The organism is Halosimplex pelagicum (assembly GCF_013415905.1).
In the GTDB taxonomy this organism is placed as follows: Archaea; Halobacteriota; Halobacteria; order Halobacteriales; family Haloarculaceae; genus Halosimplex; species Halosimplex pelagicum.
The window spans coordinates 1,912,288-1,930,305 of the sequence record NZ_CP058909.1 but is presented as its reverse complement, the minus strand read 5'-3'; the positions used below and the strand labels follow the sequence as shown (position 1 = coordinate 1,930,305).

The window sequence follows — 18,018 nt, the reverse complement described above, 5'->3', positions numbered from 1 at the left end:
TGTCCGCGAAAAGAAGCTTCTTGTGCCCCACCGCGGTAATCCGGGGTATGGGACTGTTCGACCGTATCCGCGGCGGCGACGACGAGCCGCGGGTCGCTTTCTTCGGCATCGACGGCGTACCCTATAGCCTCATCGCCGACAACCGGGAGGAGTTCCCGAACCTCTCCCGGCTCGTCGACGAGGGGTCGGCCGGCGCCATCGACAGCATCGTGCCCCCCGAGTCCTCGGCCTGCTGGCCGGCGCTCACGTCGGGCAAGAACCCCGGCGAGACGGGCGTATACGGCTTTCAGGACCGAGAGGTCGGCTCCTACGAGACGTACGTCCCGATGCGTCGGGACGTCCAGACCAAGCGGGTCTGGGACCGCGTCCACGAGGCCGGTCGCGACGCCACGGTGATGAACGTCGTCACCACGTTCCCGCCCCAGCGCGACGTCCAGCGGATGGTCTCGGGCTTCCTCTCGCCGGGCGTCGAGAAGTCCGCCTACCCCGACGAGTTCCGCGACTACCTCCAGTCGATCGACTACCGCATCGACACCAACGCCAGCCTCGGCCACACCGACAAGGGCGAGTTCATGGAGGACGCCCACGCGACGCTGGACGCCCGCCAGGAGTCGTTCAGACACTACGTCGAGGAGGACGACTGGGATCTCTTTTTCGGCGTCTTCATGGCGACCGACCGGGTCAACCACTTCCTGTTCCGCGACTACGAGTACGACGGCGAGTACGCCGAGGAGCTCGTCGAGTTCTACAAGAAGGTCGACGAGTACCTCGGCGAGCTCCGCGAGATGCTGCCCGACGACGTGACGATGATGGTCGCCTCCGACCACGGGTTCACCTCGCTCGACTACGAGGTCAACTGCAACGCCTGGCTCCGCGAGAACGGCTGGCTCTCCTACGACCAGGACAGCGACTACACGTTCCAGGTCGGCGCCTGGCTGCGGGAGGGCGGCCACGTCGAGGTCGACCCCGACTACGCCGGCGACGTCGACGAACTCGTCGACATCTCGACACTGGACGTGGACTTCGACGGCGAGGCGCTGGTCGCCGACTCCGAGGACGCCCGGGAGGAGGCCGTCGCCGCCGTCGAAGCGGCCGCCCCCGCGGTCGTCGAGGAGAACGGTGACTCGGTCGCGGTCGTCGACGCCGCCGACGTCGAGACCAAGTCGACCGGCGAGACCTCGTTCCGCATCGAGGTCGACCTCGTCCGCGCCGAGGGCGAGGCCTACGTCGACGGCGACACCGTCGTCGCGCTCACCGAGGAGGTCCGCGACCGCCTCGTCGACGACCTGGCCGGGGCCACCCCCAAGTCGATGGGCGTCGACAAGGCCGACACCACCGAACTGGTTGACGGCGTCGACGTCGCGGACAGCGACGACGGCTTCGAGATCACCGTCACGCCGGCCGACGGGGTCGCCCTGGGGACGGACCTGGGCGAGGACACCGACGTGCTGGAGTACACCCACACCGAACTCCCGGACATCGCCGACGAAGCCGACGCCTACTCGCTCATCCCCGGCCGCTTCTACCTCAACCTCGAGGGCCGCGAACCGCGCGGGAGCGTCCCCGAGGACGACTACGAGGAGGTCCGCGCCGAGCTGAAGGCCGAACTGGAGGAGATGGAGGGGCCGAACGGCGAGCCCGTCGCCGACCGCGTCGTCACCAAGGAGGACGCCTTCCGCGGCGACCACGACGACATCGCGCCGGACCTGACCATCGTTCCGAACCACGGCTTCGACCTGAAGGCCGGCTTCAAGGGCCGCAAGAACCCCTTCGTGGAGTTCGCGGCCCGCAACGGCATGCACAGTTTCGACAACGCCACGCTGCTGATCGACGACGACGAGGCGCGGGTCTCCGACGTGGATCTGTTCGACATCGCGCCGACCATCCTCGACCTGATGGACATCGACTACGAGCGCGGCGAGTTCGACGGCACCTCGCTGGTGTAGGCGGCCGGACCCACTGAGAGGGTCGCGTTCGACCGGGTTTTTATCAGGTGGATCGGTTCGTTCGGTCCTCGTCCCGGGATTTTCAGACCTCGGGAATGCGCACCCCTATATATGCATACTCGCCCGCAAGTTGCACATGTGAGGTGACGACCATGGCAACCAACACGGCGAACCCACTGGCCGAGGAGTTCGCGTTCGACATCGGCGGCCCGGTCGCGAAGTACTGGGTCGCGCTGCTCCGCGTGATCACCGGGTGGTACTTCTTCCACGCCGGCGTGACGAAGCTCATCGAGAGCGGGCTCAACTACGGCGGCGCGACGGGCTACCTGCAGGGCATGACCGGGACGGCGCTGGGGCCGATCCCGGTGTGGATGGCCGAGAACCTGGCCTGGCTGGTCGAGCCCGGCGTCCCGCTGTTCGAGACGCTCATCGGCCTGGGGATCATGTTCGGCGCCCTGACCCGGCTGGCCGCGTTCGGCGGGGCCATCTTCATGACCCTGTTCTGGGTCGGCAACGGCGGCTTCGGGCACGGACTGGTGACGGGGGACTTCCAGACCCTGCTCATCTTCGTGACCCTCGCGGCGCTGGCCGCCGGCCGGTACTACGGCCTGGACGCGGTCATCGAGCGGACCGACCTGGTCGAACGACACCCGAAGCTCAAATACCTGCTCGGCTGAGGCGGTGACCACCAATGAAAGACACCATCATCACCACGATCGACAGAGCGGCGATGGCGCTGGGCGGCGGCCTCGTACTGCTGGGGGTCGTCGGCCTGGGTATCGTCGAAGTGCTCGCGGGCCCGCCCTACGGCGCGGCCCCGACGACCAACGATGCCGGCGAGGTGGTCGCGACCCCGATGGTCGACGCCAACCTCAGGGTCCTCCTGGTCGTCGCCGGCCTGGTCGTCCTGCTGGCGTGGCAGGTCTACCGCATGGCCGCGACGCCGGGCGGTGCGGACGCCACCCAGCGCGTCGAGATGACCGCCGACTGACCGCGCTCGCTCCCGTTCCCGGGTACCCGCTCGTTCTCCGTTTCCCGTTCGACCCGTACCGACCAGCGGCCGCGCCGCGGCGTCGGACGAGCGTCTGACGGGTCGTTATGGTCTCTCACGGAGAAGGTCGCGTATGGCAAGCCTGACCCAAGTGTACGAGGGGCACCTGCGGACGGTGACGACCTCTCGTCGGTTCTACGCGGGGGCGACGCTCTTCGGGGCGGGCGCGGCGATGGTCGTCGCGAGCATCGTCGTCTCGACGACGGACGTGGGGGCATCGCTCGGGCTCGACCGCATCGCGGCACGGACGCTCGCCGGCACGTTGGCCGGTCTCGGCCTCCCCGCCACGTTCCTCGGCGTGTTCGCCGTCCTCCCGGCCGGGCGGACGACCCGCGCCGCCTCGGTCATCGGCGCCAGCGTCGCCGTCCTCGGCGTCGCGCTGTTCCGGGTCGCCTACCCCGACCAGTGGTTCGGCACCGGCGACCCGCTCGGGGCCGCGGCCGTCGTCGTCTACTTCTTCGGCGCATTGGTCTCACTGACCTGTCTGTTCGCCGGCCTCGCGACGTTCAAGACCCGCAACGACCCCGGCGGCACCGCCCGCATGGAGATCACCGAGGAGGGGAACCTCCGCCTCGTCGAGGACGCCGAGCCCGCCGGCGGCTTCGGCTCCGTCGGCCTGTTCGGCAAGGAGCCCCAGGGCGAGGTCCGCACGCAGACCAACCGCGACGAGCCGCCGAGTTCCGAGCCGACGAACCACGGCCGGGACGCCGAGATCCTGGCCGACGCCGCCGGTGGCCGGTCGAGTCCCGCGGGGCAGTCCGGCGCCGCCGCCGACGGCGGGTCGGCCACCGTCGAGAACGGCGGCGGTGACGCCGGCCCTCGGGACGGCGAGTTCACCGACGCCGAGTTCGTCGAAGCAGCCAGCGAGCGCGGCCGTCCGGACGCCTACTGCGGCAACTGCGCCCACTTCGAGTACGTCAAGGTCGACGAGAAGATCACCCCCTACTGCGGTCTCCACGAGGAGCTCATGGAGGACATGGACGCCTGCGACCAGTGGTCCGAGGCGAAGTAGCGTCGGTCGCTCGGCCCCGCGCTCGGCCGCACTCGACACCGCGAAACCGGGGATTTTTCAACCGGTGGCCCGCTACGGCGGGTATGAACTTCTGCGACGAATGCGGTTCGATGATGAAAACCGAGGGGGACGCCTGGGTCTGTGGGAGTTGCGGCTACGAACAGCTGCGCGACGAGGCCGAGGAGGCCGAGACCGCCGTCACCACGCAGGGCCAGGAGGAGACCGAGGTCATCGACACCTCCGAGGTGAGCGCCGAGGACATGGGGCCGACGACCGAGGCCCGCTGCCCCGAGTGCGGCAACGACCAGGCGTTCTGGGAGATGAAGCAGATCCGCGCCGCCGACGAGAGCGAGACGCGCTTTTTCACCTGCACCGAGTGCGAGCACAAGTGGCGCGAGGACGACCACTGAAGTGTCGCCGGGCCTGAGTTGCCGACGTGCCACGCGCTCCCGACGATAGCGACGTGCCCGCGCCGGCCGTGCCCGTCGACCGACTCGACGGCACCTGGGAGCGCGTCGAAGACGCGACGGAGACGCTGTTCGGCGTCGAAGGCGCCGACGTGCGCGGCCACACGGTCGTCTACGAGGACACCGACCTCCGGGCGGCCGTCCGCGAGGCGACCGACCCGTCCCTCGATCAGTCCTGGCGCTTCTTCTTCGCCACCAGGCTCGCCTTCCGCCCGCCGCTGGCCCCGGGCATCGGCCCCGCGATGGTGCTCCCGTCGGTCAAGACCGAGGCCGTCCGGCGGTTCGCCGACGACCTGGCCGACCGGGGCGTCGTCGGCGTCGAGCGGGGCCGCCGCGAGCGGACCCGGACCGAGGACCGCTCGCGGGTCACGCTGCGGCAGGTGACCGGCGAGGTGCCGCTCCCCGACGGCGATCCCGTCCCCGTCGAGGGATGGGTCGGCGCCTGGGCCGACGGCGACATCCGTCTCGCCGGCGGCGCCTACCCCCGCTCGTCGCTCGCCGACCGGTTCCCGGGCGCCGAGGGACAGGTGCTCGACGGCTCGGCCGCGGACTACCGCGACGAACTGTTCGACCTCGTGCGAGCCACCGGCTGACCGGGAAAATAGAAGGGAGAACCGCGCGGCGGGCGACCGCTACACTCGCCGCGCGAAGGTGAGGTAGCCGGTGTGGCCGACGCCCGCGGTCGACGGCCGGGAGCCGCGGTCGTCGAAGTCCATCTCGCGCTGGATCGTCTCCAGCGTCTCGACCTCGGCGAGCCCGACCTCGTGGGCGGCCGAGACGGCCTCCCGGGTGCCCTCGACGAACGGCGAGTACACCGCGACGTAGCCGCCGTCGCGGAGGAGGTTGGGTGTCCGCTCGACCATCGTCGGCGCGTCCTCGGTGTCAAGCGTCACAACGTCGTAGCGGTCCAGATCGCCCAGCTGGTCGGTCACGTCGCCCGTCCGTACGTCCACGCGGTCGGCCACGCCCGCCAGTTCCATGTTCTCGCGGGCGACCTCGGCGAACTCGGGGTCGCGCTCGAAGGTCGTCACCGACGCGCCGCAGCGACCGAGATACGCCGCCAGCACGCCCGTCCCGGTCCCAGCGTCGAGGATATCGTCCTCGCCGGAGACCCCGGTGTGCCCGACGATGAGCCCGATATCGCGGGGCATCATCGGCGCGCCCGTCCGCTCGAAATGGTTGAAGAGATCCGGACCGCGGAGCTTCCGCGCGGTGAACGGCTCGCCGATGTGGGTCTCGACGACCTCGCCGGGCTCCACGTTCTCGGGTACCTCCAGCACGCCCAGGTCGCACTCCTGGGTCTCGCCCGGCGCCAGCAGGTACTCCCGATCCTCCGCCTCGTGGACGAACAGCAGGCTCACTCTAACCGCTCGATGGCCGCCGCCAGGTCGCCGTTCGTCTCCTCCAGCGCCTCGCGCGCGTCGCCCTCGCTCGCGCCCGCTCGCGTCGCGACCAGTTCCACGTCCTCGTCGGGGATCGCCGCCGCCCCGCCGTCGTCGTCGCTCTCCTCGATGACCGGCTGGTCGTCGCTCCCGCTCGCGCCTTCGCCGCGCTCGTTGGACTCGGGCTCGCCGACGATGGTGTAGGTCTGCTGACCCTGGGCGTCCATCCGCTGGACGTCCGCGTCGGTGAAGACGAGCTCCTCGTCGGGCGTCCGGATGATGACCTCCTCGGCGTCGAGGTCCGTCATGTCGATGCCCATCTGCTTCATCATCTGCTGCATCTTGCGGTCGTTCATGCCGCCGCCTCCTGGGAACATACCCCCACATCCGGCGCCCGGCGCAAAAAGCCTTAACAACCGCCCGTTTCCCGGAGTCGAGTGGGCGAACCGTCGCCACTCCCGTCCCGTCGGCCTGTGACGGCCAGCGAACGGCGGCACACCGCCACGCTACGACCGCTCGTCGACGAACGCCAGGAACGCCTCGGCGGGCACGTCACAGCGGACGGCCGGTTTGAACCCCCCGAGGTGGGTTCCGTGGTCGGTCGCCGACGCCGGCGCCAGCGCGCCAGCGGCCGCCTCGCTCATGTAGTAGTTCGGCCCGCGTCGGCGGTCGCTCAGCCGGATCGTTCGGTCGAGGACGCCGCCAGGCGCCTCGCCGGGGACGATCACGACCGGCCGCGGCCGGTCGGTGAACGCCGGGTCGTGGTAGTACAGGTCGCCGTGGCCGGCGAAGCGCTTGGCGTGGGCGTTGTCGGGGTGCTCGGCGAGGACCGCCTCCACGTCGGCGCGGTCCATCTTCGGGTCGAGTACCACCGGGGACTCGGCGACCGTGAAGTAGCCGAACAGGTAGCGATGTTTGTAGTCGCTGTCGGGCCCCGGGAAGCCGCCGTAGAACGCGACGATGTCACCCGGGTCTAGCTCCCGCAACTTCGCCACGTAGCCCGGCCGGTGCTCGCCGTAGGTGAGCGCGTCGAGGTTCGGGTCGTGATGGACCGGCCGCTCGCGGACGGTCTCCGGGTCGGTGACCCACTCGCCGTCGCTGCCCGGCCGGATCCCGTCGAGGAGGTCGGCGAGCGTCCCCTCGCCGTGGCGCCGGTCGAGCGAGCCGTACGTCGCCGTCTCGGCGGTCGCGCCCTTCTCCGGGATGGGGACGTACTCGAAGCGGCCCTCGGCGTCGACGCCCGGAACCGGGCGGACGTTGCCGGTGTCGGCGCCGACGCCGCAGAGAACGACTGTCACGGCGGGGAGTCGGCACCGAGTGCGAAAAAGTGACCGATACTCAGGTCGCGACGGGTGGTTATCGCTTCGATGAATCGTCCGGAAACATCGTCGGCGGACGGTGGTTCCCCCGGGCCCGCGTCTGACAGCGGGCCCGGAGGAGAGCGGCTGAGGTGGATGGGTGGGGTGGGAAGACGGCGGTGACACCGGCCGACGGGTGATTCGGAAGCGTGTGACGGGTGCCGTCGGGGGTGTCGAGTGCCGACAGACAGCTGTCGAACGACGGCCCGGGCGGGCCGGCGCCGCGGGAGAGGGCAGGAGGACGCGTCGACAGGGCGGCTGTCGGCACTCGTGAATACCGTGCGGACCGGAAAAGCGATACCGGATGGTTCAACGCCGTTTTGAGTCACTCGACGACAGAGCGACTCGCGTGAACCGCGCGCCGCAGGCGCACGGACATCTCGCTCACTCCCGCAGCGCGTCCTCGCGCTCGGTCGCCTCCAGGGTCTCCTCCTCGACGCTCGTGGCGACGACCGCGGGCTTGTAGGCGCCGCCGTCGATGAGGTCGTGGTCCGAGACCGACGACTCGACGAACCGAGTAAAGGCGCGCCGTTCCGGCGGCAGTTCGCCGTAGAGAACCTCCTCCTCGACGAGGTCGTAGACGGGGATGCGCGGGGTGAGCAGCGTGTTCTCGCCGACGACGGAGTTCTCGCCGACGACGAACCCGGAGGTGACCCGACAGCCCGCGCCCAGGGAGACGCCGTCCTCGACGATGACCGGCGCGTCCTCGACCGGTTCGAGGACGCCGCCGATGAGCGTGTTCGCGCCGAGTTTGACGTTGTCCCCGATCTGGGCGCACGATCCCACAGTATCGCAGGAGTCGACCAGCGTGCCGTCGCCGACGTGGGCGCCGATGTTGACGAACGCGGGCGACATCAGGATGGCGTCGCTGCCGACGTAGGCGCCCCGGCGGATGACCGTCCCGTCGGGCGTGTTGCGCGTGCCGCGCTCGGCCAGGTCCGCGGTCTCGCGCAGCGGGAGCACGTCGTGGTAGGCCACGTCGCCGTACTCGCGGGCCTCCGTCTCGCGCAGACCGAAGTTGAGGAGGATACCCTGTTTGACCCACTCGTTGGCCTCCCACTCGTCACCGGATTTCTCGGCGGCGCGCACGTCACCGGCTTCCAGCGCGGCGAGGAAGTCGTCGAGCGTCGCGAGGTGGTCGTCGGTCGCGTCGGCGGCGGTGAGACCCTCTTGCTTTCGCGTCCAGAGGTCCTCGATATCGGCTTGTAGACTCATTGTTCGGGCCTTTACGCGCCGGAATAATAGCGCTGTGGTCTCGCGTCCGCCCGCTCCCGGGGTGCCGGCGGTCGGCCGACCGCTCAGGACTCGTCGATGACGGCGTCGAACTCGTGCCAGCCGTCGCCCTTCTCGGCCAGCCAGACGGCCGCGTCGAGCGCGCCGGCGGCGAAGACCCCCCGGTCCTCGGCGCGGTGGGAGAGCGACACCACCTCGTCGTTGCCGGCGAGGACGAGTTCGTGTTCGCCGCGAACGTCGCCCGCGCGCCGGGCGAACACGCCGATCTCGTCGTCCTCGCGGGGTGCATGGCCTTCTCGGCCGTAGACGGGCTCCACGTCGCGTTCGTCCTGAACCGTCTCGAGGATCGTGTTCGCCGTCCCCGAGGGCGCGTCGACCTTGTCGTTGTGGTGGGTCTCCATCAGCTCCAGGTCGTAGCCGTCGAGTGCCCCGACGGCCTCGGTGACCGTCCGCAGCAGCACCTGGATGCCGCGCGAGAAGTTGGTGGCCTTCAGCACCGGGATCTCGTCGCTCGCCGCCTCCAGCGCGTCGAACCCCCCGTCGTCGAAGCCGGTGGTCCCGACGACGAGGCCCACGTTCGCCTCGACGCAGGCGTCGACGATGCCCAGCGTCGCGTCCGGCAGCGAGAAGTCGACGACCACGTCGGGGTCGTACTCGGCGAGCGCGTCCGGTACGTCGTCCGCGCCGACGACCGGGACGCCGTCGATCTCGCCGGCGTCGCTCGCGTGGAAGCCGACGACGACTTCCACGTCGGCGCGCTCGCTCGCCGTCTCGATGACCGTTCGCCCCATACGCCCGGCGGCGCCGTTGACCGCGACCCGCGTGCTCATCGTTCGATCTCGGCGTAGTCGTCCTCGTAATCGAAGGTTTCGGATTCGAGGTCGTCGAGCACCGCCTGCAGGCCGTCGCGGTACTCCTCGGAGAGGCGCGTCAGCGGCGAGCGCATCCGCGCCGAGCTGTACCCGCGGATCTGCATGGCCTCCTTGACGGGAATCGGGTTGGTCTCGACGAACAGCTGGCGGAACAGCGGGCCGAGCCGGTGGTGGATCTCGCGGGCGCGCTCGAAGTCGCCGGCCAGCGCGGCGCCGACCATGGCACAGGTCCGCTCCGGTTCGACGTTCGCGGCGACGCTGATGGCGCCGCTCGCACCGACCGAGAGCATCGGGAGCGTCATCCCGTCGTCGCCCGAGAGCACGTCCAGGTCGGTGTCGCGGGTCCGCTCGACGATCTCGCTGATCTGCCCCATGTCGCCGCTGGCGGCCTTGTATCCCTGGACGTTCGGGTGTTCCGCGAGCGTCGCGACCGTCTCGGGCTCGATGTTCTGGCCGGTGCGGGAGGGGACGTTGTAGACGATCTGCGGCAGGTCGATCTCGTCGGCGATCCGCTCGTAGTGGTCGACGAAGCCGCGCTGTTCGGGCTTGTTGTAGTACGGCGAGATGAGCAACAGCGCGTCGGCGCCGGCGTCGGCTGCGCGCCGGGAGAGCGACAGCGCCTCGCGGGTGTTGTTCGAGCCCGAACCGGCGATCACGGGCACGTCGTCGACGGCGTCGACGACCGCCTCGACGACCTCGATGTGTTCGTCGTGGGTGAGCGTCGCCGACTCGCCCGTCGATCCGCAGGGGACGAGCCCGTCGACGCCCGCGCGTTCGAGCCGCTGGGCGTCCGCTCGGAGTGTCTCAAAGTCGATGCTGCCGTCGTCGTCGAACGGCGTACACGTGGCGGGGTACACGCCGCGGAACTGGAACGATGTCATTGGTCGGTGTTCGCGTGGGTGGGTGATAGGCTGCGTGGGTCGCGGGCGATGCGGACGGTCGCGGCCCGTTCGACGACCGAACGTCGGGGAATCCGCGACCGGACGAGGGTGGCCCGCGACGAGTGCGCTACGCTCGCCGGGAGCCGCTCACGACCGTTTGCGTTTCGGAGAAGCGGCGGGGACACCCGGCTCGGCGGCGACGACCGCGAGCGCTGGGTGAGTCATACCCGAGACAGGCGCACGGAGCGACTTATCGGTTGCGGAGCCCGTCCACCGCCGACGAGCGCGACCGGGACGGCCCGGCTCAGCGCTCCATGAACGCCCGCAGCACGTCCAGTTCCTCGTCTTCGGTGATCCGGTCGGACTCCATGCAGGCGTGGACGACCTTGTGGGCCAGTTCCGGGGGGAGCGCCGCCCCGCCCGACTCCCCCGGTTCGGCCGCCCGCGACTCGGCTGTCCCCGGTTCGGCCGCCCGCGACTCGACCGCTTCGACGCGCGCTTCGAGGTCGGCGAGCGCCCCCTCGACGGCGTCGAGCGCCGCCGGATCGACCGCTCCCCGCCCCTCGGTGCCCGCCGAACTACGGCCCAATGACGGGTCCGCGTCTCCGCCGTTCGCCGAGTCAACACCCGCCGGCTCGGCGTCCGACGATTCGGCGCCCGTCGACTCGGCGACCGTCGCGTCGGCCCCCGCATCTTCCGCATCGATATCGCCGTCGTCGCCGCCATCGTCGCTCCCCTCGGTTCCGTCGGGGTCGGCCACCTCGGCCCCCTCGGAGTCGCTCGCGTCGGTCACGTCGGAATCGGTCGGTCCGGTCCGTTCCCCGACCGCGGGCTCGACATCGGGGTCGTCACCCGGTTCGGCGCCCGCGTCGGACTGCGCGGTCCCGTCGAAGACCGACTCGGCGAACGCGCGGCGGTCGCCCCACTCGAAGCCGGGGATGGCGTTGAGGCGGCGGCTGACCGTCGCTCGGGTCACGTCGAGCTGTTCGGCCAGGTCGCCCTGCGAGGCGCCGGGACGCTCGTACAGCGCCCGGAGCGTCCGACGCCGTTTCTCGGACAGATCCGCGGCCGCCGGCGTTCCGGCGGCCTCGTCGGTCGCCGATCCGTCCTGTTCGCTCGCGGAGTCCGTCTCGGATGTCCCGGGGTTCGTTGCGTTCATGTGTTGGTCGTCCTGAGCGTCCGGCTCGGGGTCGCTTCCGGGATCGCCGTACTCGTCGAGCACGCGCCCGACGAGGTCCGGGGAGGCGCCGCTGACTTCCTCGGCGATCGCCGCCAGCGTCGCGTCGGGGTTCGATTCGGCCACGTCGAGGATCCGCCGGTGGATCATCGCTCGTGGCTGGTCGGCTCCGCGGTCCGCTCGGCTCATTGGCAGATCCACAATCCGTGGACGGATATAGGCCTTCCGCTCCGCGCGATAACCGCGGGACGACACGGGTTTCCCTCCCAGTTTAGCCGCGACTCGCGCGGTGGCGAAGCCTCTCGGTCGCGGGGTGTCGGTGAGAACCGGCGGACGGTCGCGGTGACGGGGCAGTCGAAACGGGCCTGGGGCGGTCGTCAGTCGTCGGCCTGACCGTGACTGGCGGCGCCGGAGTCGGAGGCGGGCGCGGCGGGGTCGGGGAGTTCGGTGCGCACGTCGGCGCGCTCGCGCTCGGCGATGACCTCGGCGTAGGCGTCGGGCATCACCTTCGTGAAGTTGTCGAGCTCGTCGTCCCAGTCGGCGAGCAGCTCCGCCGCGCGGTCGGAGTCGGTGTACTCGGCGTGGTTCTCGACCAGCCGCGTGATCATCGCCCGGTCGAGCTCGTCCGGCGTCGGGTCGATCGAGACCATGCCGGTGTTGGCCTTCCGGGCGAACTTCCCGTCGGGGTCGTAGACGTAGGCGACGCCGCCGGACATGCCGGCCGCGAAGTTCTTGCCCGTCTCGCCGAGGACGACGATGGCGCCGCCGGTCATGTACTCGCAGCCGTGGTCGCCGACGCCCTCGACGACGCCCTTCACGCCGGAGTTGCGGACGGCGAAGCGCTCGCCGGCGACGCCGTTGACGTAGGCCTCGCCCTGGGTCGCGCCGTACAGCGCGACGTTGCCGATGACGACGTTCTCGCTGGCCGCGTAGTTGGCGTTGTCGGGCGTCCGGACGATGAGCTTCCCGCCCGAGAGACCCTTGCCGACGTAGTCGTTGCCGCTGCCGACGAGATCCATCGTGACCCCCTGCTGGAGGAACGCACCGAAGCTCTGGCCGGCGGTACCCTCCAGCCGGCACTCGATGGTGTCGTCGGGCAGCCCCTCGCCGCCGTACTCGCTGGATATCTCGTTCGAGAGCGTCGCGCCGACGGCGCGGTTGGTGTTGTCCACCTCGGTCGAGATGGCGACGGGCTCGCCCGACTCGATGGCGGGCTCGGCTTCCTCGATGAGGTCCCAGTCGAGCGACTCGCTCACTTCGTGGGTCTGCTCGCGGGTCTTGTAGCGGTCGTCGTCGCCCGCGGGCTCGGCGATGACGCCCTGGAGGTTCACCTTCTTCGCCTTCGGCTGGCTCACGTCCGTCCGCTGGGCGAGCACGCTCGGGCGCCCGACCATCTCGTCGACCGTGCGGAAGCCCAGTTCGGCCATGATCTCCCGGAACTCCTGGGCGACGAAGGTCATGTAGTTGATGACGTGCTGGGGCTCGCCCGGGAACCGATCCCGGAGCTTCTCGTTCTGCGTGGCGACGCCGACGGGGCAGGTGTTCTCGTGGCACTGCCGGGCCATCACGCAGCCCGAGGTGACCATCGAGGCGGTGCCGAAGGCGTACCCCTCTGCGCCGAGCAGGGTCGCGACGGCCACGTCGCGGCCGGTCTTCATCCCGCCGTCGGAGGTGACCTCGATGCGCGAGCGCAGGCCCGTCGCGCGGAGCATCTGGTTGGCCTCAGCGAGGCCGAGTTCCCACGGCAGGCCCGCGTTCTTGATGGAGGTCTTCGGCGAGGCGCCGGTGCCGCCGTCGTGGCCCGAGATGTGGACCTTGTCGGCGTTGGCCTTGGCGACGCCGGCCGCGATGGTGCCGATGCCGTCCTCGGCGACGAGCTTGACGTTCACGTCCGCGTCGGGGTTGGAGGCCTTGAGGTCGTGGATGAGCTGCTTGAGGTCCTCGATGGAGTAGATGTCGTGCAGCGGCGGCGGCGAGATGAGCCCGACGCCGGGGGTCGCGTAGCGGACGTGGGCGATCATCTCGTTGACCTTCTTGCCGGGGAGGTGACCGCCCTCGCCGGGCTTGGAGCCCTGGGCCATCTTGATCTGCAGCTCGTCGGCCGAGGCGAGGTAGTGGCTGGTGACGCCGAAGCGGCCGGAGGCGACCTGCTTGGTCTTGCAGTTCTTCTCGGTGCCGAACCGCTCGGGGGGCTCGCCGCCCTCGCCGGTGTTGGCGTGGGCGCCCAGCCGGTTCATCGCGATGGCGTTGTTCTCGTGCATCTCCGGCGACAGCGACCCGAGGCTCATCGCCGCCGTCTCGAAGCGCTCGACGATCTTTTCGACCGGTTCGACCTCCTCGATGGGAACGGGGTCGCGGTCCGAATCGAACTCCAGCAGCCCGCGCAGCGTCTGGAGCTGCTCGTTCTGGTCGTTGATCTCGCTGGCGAACTCCTTGTAGCGCTCGTAGTCGCCCGTGCGGACCGCCTGCTGGACCTTCCCCACGGTGGAGGGGTTCCACTGGTGGTGGATGCCGCCCGAGCGGTTCTCGAACTCGCCCTGGCGTTCGAGGTCGGGGTCCTCGCCCCAGGCGACCTCGTGGCGGTCGAGGAGGTCGTCCTCGATCTCCTCGATGCCGATGCCCTCCGTGCGGTTGGCCGTGCCCTCGAAGTATTCGGCGACGAAGTCCGAGGAGAGGCCGACGGCCTCGAAGATCTGGGCGCCCTGGTAGCTCTCGACGGTGGAGATGCCCATCTTGGCCATCGTCTTCAGGAGGCCGTCCTCCAGCGCGTTGACGTAGGCGTCGATGGCGGTGGACAGCTCCGCGCCGTCCGGCCCCGCGACGAGGTCCTCGATGGTCTGGTAGGCGAGATAGGGGTTGACGGCGCCGGCGCCGTAGCCCACGAGGGTGGCGATGTGGTGGACCGTTCGGGGGTCGCCCGATTCGAGGACGAGCCCGACGTGGTTGCGCAGGCCGTTGCGGACGAGGTGGTGGTGGACGCCGCCGACCGCCAGGAGGCTCGGGACGGCGACGCGGCCCTCGCCGGCCGCCCGGTCCGAGAGGACCAGCACGTCGTACTCGGTCGCGGCCTCGGTGGCCGCCTCGCGAGCGTCCTCGACGGCCTCGCGCAGGCCGGTCTCGTCGGGGTCGTAGGTGATGTCGACCACCTTCGAGGACATGCCGTTCTCGTCCAGATCGCGGATCGCCTCGGTCTGCTGGTCGGTCAGCACCGGCGAGTCGAGGACGAGCTGGCGGGCGTGCTCGGACGACTCGTCGAGCAGGTTGCGCTGGTGGCCCAGCCGGGATTCGAGGGACGTAACGAGTTCCTCGCGGATGTAGTCCAGCGGCGGGTTGGTGACCTGCGCGAACAGCTGCTTGAAGTAGGTGAACAGCGGGCGGTTGAACTGCGACAGCACGGAGAGGGGGGTGTCGTCGCCCATCGATCCGACGGGGTCCTTGCCCTTCTCGGCCATCGGTTCGAGGAGGTGGTCGACCTCGTCGTAGGTGTAGCCGTACTGGGCCTGGTAGGCCCGGAGCTGGTCGATCTCCCGCTGGGGGAGGTTGTCGGGCGCGTCGACCACGTCGTCGAGGTCGACCTGCTCGTCGGCGACCCACTCGCCGTACTTCTCGTCGGTGAGGTCGTCGAAGACCTCCTCGTCGGGGATGACCCGACCCTCCTCGGGGTCGGCGAGGAACAGCTGGCCGGGCTGGAGGCGCCCGCGCTCCTCGATGTCGGCGGGGTCGGTGTCCAGCGCGCCGGCCTCGCTGGCCATGACCAGCGTGTTGTCGGTCGTCACGTCGTAGCGGCAGGGCCGCAGGCCGTTGCGGTCGAGGACGGCGCCGACGCGGTCGCCGTCGGTGGCGGCCACCAGCGCGGGGCCGTCCCAGGGCTCGACCACGGAGGCGTGGTAGTCGTACCAGTCGCGGCGGGCGCCGCTCACGTCGTTGGCCTCGCCCCGCCACGCCTCGGGGATGAGCATCCGCAGGGCGTGGGGGAGGTCGCGACCTTCGAGCATCAGCAGTTCTAGCGCGTTGTCGACGCTGGCCGTGTCGGACTGCTCGGGGTCGTCGATGATCGGCTTCAGTTTGTCCACGTCGTCGAAGGCGTTCGAATCGAGGTCCGTCTCCCGCGCGCGCATCCAGTTGATGTTGCCCTGGATGGTGTTGAACTCGCCGTTGTGGATGATGCCGCGGTAGGGGTGGGCGAGGTGCCACGCGCCGAGCGTGTTCGTCGAGAAGCGGGCGTGGACCATCGCGAAGGTGGTGTCGACGCGCTCGTCGGTCAGGTCCGGGTAGTAGTCGGCGACCTGCTCGCCCTTCAGCAGGCCCTTGTAGACGACCCTGTCGGTCGCGAGCGAGACGATGTAGAACCGCTCGTGGCCGGCCGGCTCGGCCTCCTCGACGTGCGTTTCGAGCGCGCGGCGGGCGGTGTACAGCCGTCGGTCGAACTCGTCGCCGGTCAGGCCCTCGGCCGACTCGACGAACACCTGGACCATCTCGGGCTCGGAGTCCAGAGCCGTCTGCCCTAGGTCTGCGTTGTCCGTCGGGACGATCCGCCAGGCGACCACGTCGAGGCCCTCCGCGGCGAAGCGGTCCTCGACGACGCCCTTCAGACCCTCGCGGGCCTCGTCGTCGTCCTTCGGGAGAAAGAGCGAGCCGACCGCGTACTCGCCGGGCGTCAGGTCGGCGTCGACTTCCTCGGCGAAGAAGTCGTGAGGCGTCTGGATCATGACGCCGGCGCCGTCACCGGTCGACTCCTCGGCGCCCGTGGTGCCGCGGTGTTCGAGGTTTTCGAGCAGTTCCAATCCGTCCGCGAGGACCCAGTGCCCACCGTCGCCGTCGAGGTCCATCACGACCCCGACGCCGCAGTTGGACCGCGCGTCGGCCGGGTCTGCCAGCCGGTGGTCCTCGTCGTCGCGAGAGAACGCACTCATGTCTTCGGACCTACCCGGCACCCCGGTAAAACGCTTTGCCTGATAGACTATATGACTGTTATATCCATACTTAGGAGTATAAGGGACCTCCCACCCGTACTATGTCCGGATCGTTCGGCATGTTCCGAGACTTTGATCGAACGTGCTGTGGTATCCGCCCGCACCGGATAAAAACTTGTTGCGGGCCGCGGTTCGGTTAGTACTTTTTGAGATATCGGGCTCAGAAACGGAAGATGCCCACGGAGTGTGGCGGGTCGGACGCGGGGACGGCGTCCGCGTCGACCCGGTCGCGGTCGGGACTGCCGGTGGGGTCTTCAGGGCCAGGTGCCGGCCTGTTCGGCGGCGTCGAGGACGCGCCGGATCGCGACGACGTAGGCGGCGACGCGCATGCTCGGCAGGTCGCGTTCCTCGTAGGCGTCGACGAGCGTGTCGAACTGCTCGACGACGATCTCTTCGAGTTCCTCGTTGACGCGCTCCTCCGACCAGTAGAAGCGCTGGCGGTTCTGGACCCACTCGAAATAGGAGACCGTGACGCCGCCGGCGTTGGCGAGGATGTCCGGCACGATGATGACGTCCTTCTCTTCGAGCACGTCGTCGCCCTTCGGCGTGATCGGGCCGTTGGCGGCCTCGGAGATCACGTCGGCCTGGACGCCCTCGGCGATCTCCTCGTCGATGGCGTTCTCCAGCGCGGCCGGGATCAGGAGATCCACGTCGAGCTGGAGCAGTTCGTCGTTGGAGACGGCCTCGTCGGCGCCGTGGAAGCCGGCGACGCTGCCGGTCTCGCGCTTGTGGTCCTTGGCGGCGACGGGGTCGAGCCCGTCCTCGCTGTAGACGCCGCCGCTGGAGTCGGAGACGGCGACCACGTCGGCGCCCATCTCGTCGACGAGCTTCGCGGAGATCCAGCCGGCGTTGCCGTAGCCCTGGACCGCGACGGTCGCGTCGGCGACGTCCTCGCCGAGGTAGTCGAACGCCTCGCGGGCGGCGATGACCGTCGAGCGGCCGGTCGCCTCGACGCGGCCCTCGCTGCCGCCGCTGGAGATGTCCTTGCCGGTGATGACGCCCGGCTCGGTGGTGTTCTCCAGGGTCTCGTAGGTGTCCTTGATCCAGTTCATCTCGCGCTGGCCCGTGTTCACGTCGGGGGCGGGCACGTCGCGGTCCTCGCCGATGATCGGCGTGAGTTCCGTCGCGAAGGCGCGCGTGATGCGTTCGAGTTCGTCCTCGGAGTAGTCGTCGGGGTCGATGACGATCCCGCCTTTCCCGCCGCCGAGGGGGACGCCGACCGTCGCGGTCTTGTAGGCCATCCAGCCCGACAGCGCCTTGACCTCGGCGCGGGAGACCCCCGGGTGATAGCGGATGCCGCCCTTGTACGGGCCGCGGTCGCCGTTGAACTGCGAGCGGTAGGCGCGGAACACCTCGGTCGAGCCGTCGTCCATCTCGACGGCGAGGTTCGTCTCCAGGATCCGCTCGGGGTTTTTCAGTCGCTCCAGCGTCCCCTCGTCCACGTCGAGGTACTGCGCCGCCTCGTCGATCTGTTCCTGCAGGCTCTCGAAGGGGTTTACGTCGGAACCCATGTGTGGACGGTCGTCGACTTCTGGTAAAAATAAATCGGAACTGTCCAGTAAATCAAGTCACTTGATTTCGATTATTATCCAGGAAGGGTGTACAGATAATAATAGGTATATAACCACACAAAAGGCCGCCGGACGACCGGAAGCGAGCCCTCGGT

General features: G+C 69.5%; 14 protein-coding genes and 2 pseudogenes. 7 read left to right on the top strand and 9 right to left on the bottom strand.

Annotated features, from left to right (window positions below):
• Nucleotides 1-47: 47 nt before the first annotated feature.
• The 7 genes and pseudogenes from HZS54_RS09485 to HZS54_RS09455 form a co-directional block, all read left to right on the top strand.
• A pseudogene (locus tag HZS54_RS09485) lies at nucleotides 48-998 on the top strand (alkaline phosphatase family protein); the annotation flags it as partial.
• 462 nt (nucleotides 999-1,460) lie between these two features.
• A pseudogene (locus HZS54_RS09480) lies at nucleotides 1,461-1,946 on the top strand (alkaline phosphatase family protein); the annotation flags it as partial.
• A 152-nt stretch (nucleotides 1,947-2,098) separates the two neighbouring features.
• Nucleotides 2,099-2,623: a DoxX family protein gene (locus HZS54_RS09475; RefSeq protein ID WP_179922235.1), complete on the top strand. Its 525-nt coding sequence runs from the start codon at nucleotides 2,099-2,101 to the stop codon at nucleotides 2,621-2,623.
• A gap of 14 nt (nucleotides 2,624-2,637) precedes the next feature.
• Entirely contained in the window at nucleotides 2,638-2,937 is a 300-nt protein-coding gene (locus HZS54_RS09470) for a hypothetical protein (protein WP_179922233.1), read from the top strand.
• Between the two features lie 133 nt (nucleotides 2,938-3,070).
• Nucleotides 3,071-4,009 (top strand): cell division protein CdpA domain-containing protein, encoded by a 939-nt coding sequence (locus tag HZS54_RS09465; RefSeq protein WP_179922231.1) that lies wholly within the window; start codon nucleotides 3,071-3,073, stop codon nucleotides 4,007-4,009.
• A gap of 83 nt (nucleotides 4,010-4,092) precedes the next feature.
• Entirely contained in the window at nucleotides 4,093-4,419 is a 327-nt protein-coding gene (locus HZS54_RS09460) for a transcription factor S (protein ID WP_179922229.1), read from the top strand.
• A gap of 26 nt (nucleotides 4,420-4,445) precedes the next feature.
• The gene (locus tag HZS54_RS09455; protein ID WP_179922227.1) at nucleotides 4,446-5,069 is read left to right on the top strand and encodes a DUF6517 family protein; all 624 of its coding nucleotides are present in this window, start codon (nucleotides 4,446-4,448) and stop codon (nucleotides 5,067-5,069) included.
• Between the two features lie 39 nt (nucleotides 5,070-5,108).
• Here the strand turns inward: HZS54_RS09455 and HZS54_RS09450 are convergent, their stop codons facing one another.
• The 9 genes from HZS54_RS09450 to HZS54_RS09410 all read right to left on the bottom strand — a co-directional run bounded on the left by HZS54_RS09450 (nucleotide 5,109) and on the right by HZS54_RS09410 (nucleotide 17,863).
• The gene (locus HZS54_RS09450) at nucleotides 5,109-5,837 is read right to left on the bottom strand and encodes a methyltransferase domain-containing protein (protein ID WP_179922225.1); all 729 of its coding nucleotides are present in this window, start codon (nucleotides 5,835-5,837) and stop codon (nucleotides 5,109-5,111) included.
• Complete coding sequence (locus tag HZS54_RS09445; RefSeq protein ID WP_179922223.1) at nucleotides 5,834-6,235, bottom strand: nascent polypeptide-associated complex protein; 402 nt, start codon at nucleotides 6,233-6,235, stop codon at nucleotides 5,834-5,836. Before HZS54_RS09445 ends, HZS54_RS09450 begins: the two co-directional genes overlap by 4 nt.
• A 129-nt stretch (nucleotides 6,236-6,364) precedes the next feature.
• On the bottom strand, nucleotides 6,365-7,156 hold the full coding sequence (locus HZS54_RS09440) for an Nmad3 family putative nucleotide modification protein (protein WP_179922221.1): 792 nt from the start codon (nucleotides 7,154-7,156) through the stop codon (nucleotides 6,365-6,367).
• A gap of 444 nt (nucleotides 7,157-7,600) precedes the next feature.
• Entirely contained in the window at nucleotides 7,601-8,431 is an 831-nt protein-coding gene (locus HZS54_RS09435; protein WP_179922219.1) for a 2,3,4,5-tetrahydropyridine-2,6-dicarboxylate N-succinyltransferase, read from the bottom strand.
• An 83-nt stretch (nucleotides 8,432-8,514) separates the two neighbouring features.
• The gene (gene dapB, locus HZS54_RS09430) at nucleotides 8,515-9,279 is read right to left on the bottom strand and encodes a 4-hydroxy-tetrahydrodipicolinate reductase (protein WP_179922217.1); all 765 of its coding nucleotides are present in this window, start codon (nucleotides 9,277-9,279) and stop codon (nucleotides 8,515-8,517) included.
• Complete coding sequence (gene dapA, locus HZS54_RS09425) at nucleotides 9,276-10,202, bottom strand: 4-hydroxy-tetrahydrodipicolinate synthase (protein ID WP_179922215.1); 927 nt, start codon at nucleotides 10,200-10,202, stop codon at nucleotides 9,276-9,278. The genes dapB and dapA overlap by 4 nt, the downstream gene beginning before the upstream one ends.
• Nucleotides 10,203-10,506: 304 nt before the next feature.
• A complete protein-coding gene (locus HZS54_RS09420) occupies nucleotides 10,507-11,568 on the bottom strand; it encodes a helix-turn-helix transcriptional regulator (RefSeq protein WP_179922213.1) in 1,062 nt (353 codons plus the stop codon).
• A gap of 188 nt (nucleotides 11,569-11,756) precedes the next feature.
• On the bottom strand, nucleotides 11,757-16,292 hold the full coding sequence (gltB, locus tag HZS54_RS09415; protein WP_179922211.1) for a glutamate synthase large subunit: 4,536 nt from the start codon (nucleotides 16,290-16,292) through the stop codon (nucleotides 11,757-11,759).
• Nucleotides 16,293-16,606: 314 nt separating this feature from the next.
• On the bottom strand, nucleotides 16,607-17,863 hold the full coding sequence (locus HZS54_RS09410) for a Glu/Leu/Phe/Val family dehydrogenase (protein ID WP_179922209.1): 1,257 nt from the start codon (nucleotides 17,861-17,863) through the stop codon (nucleotides 16,607-16,609).
• Nucleotides 17,864-18,018 lie beyond the last annotated feature (155 nt).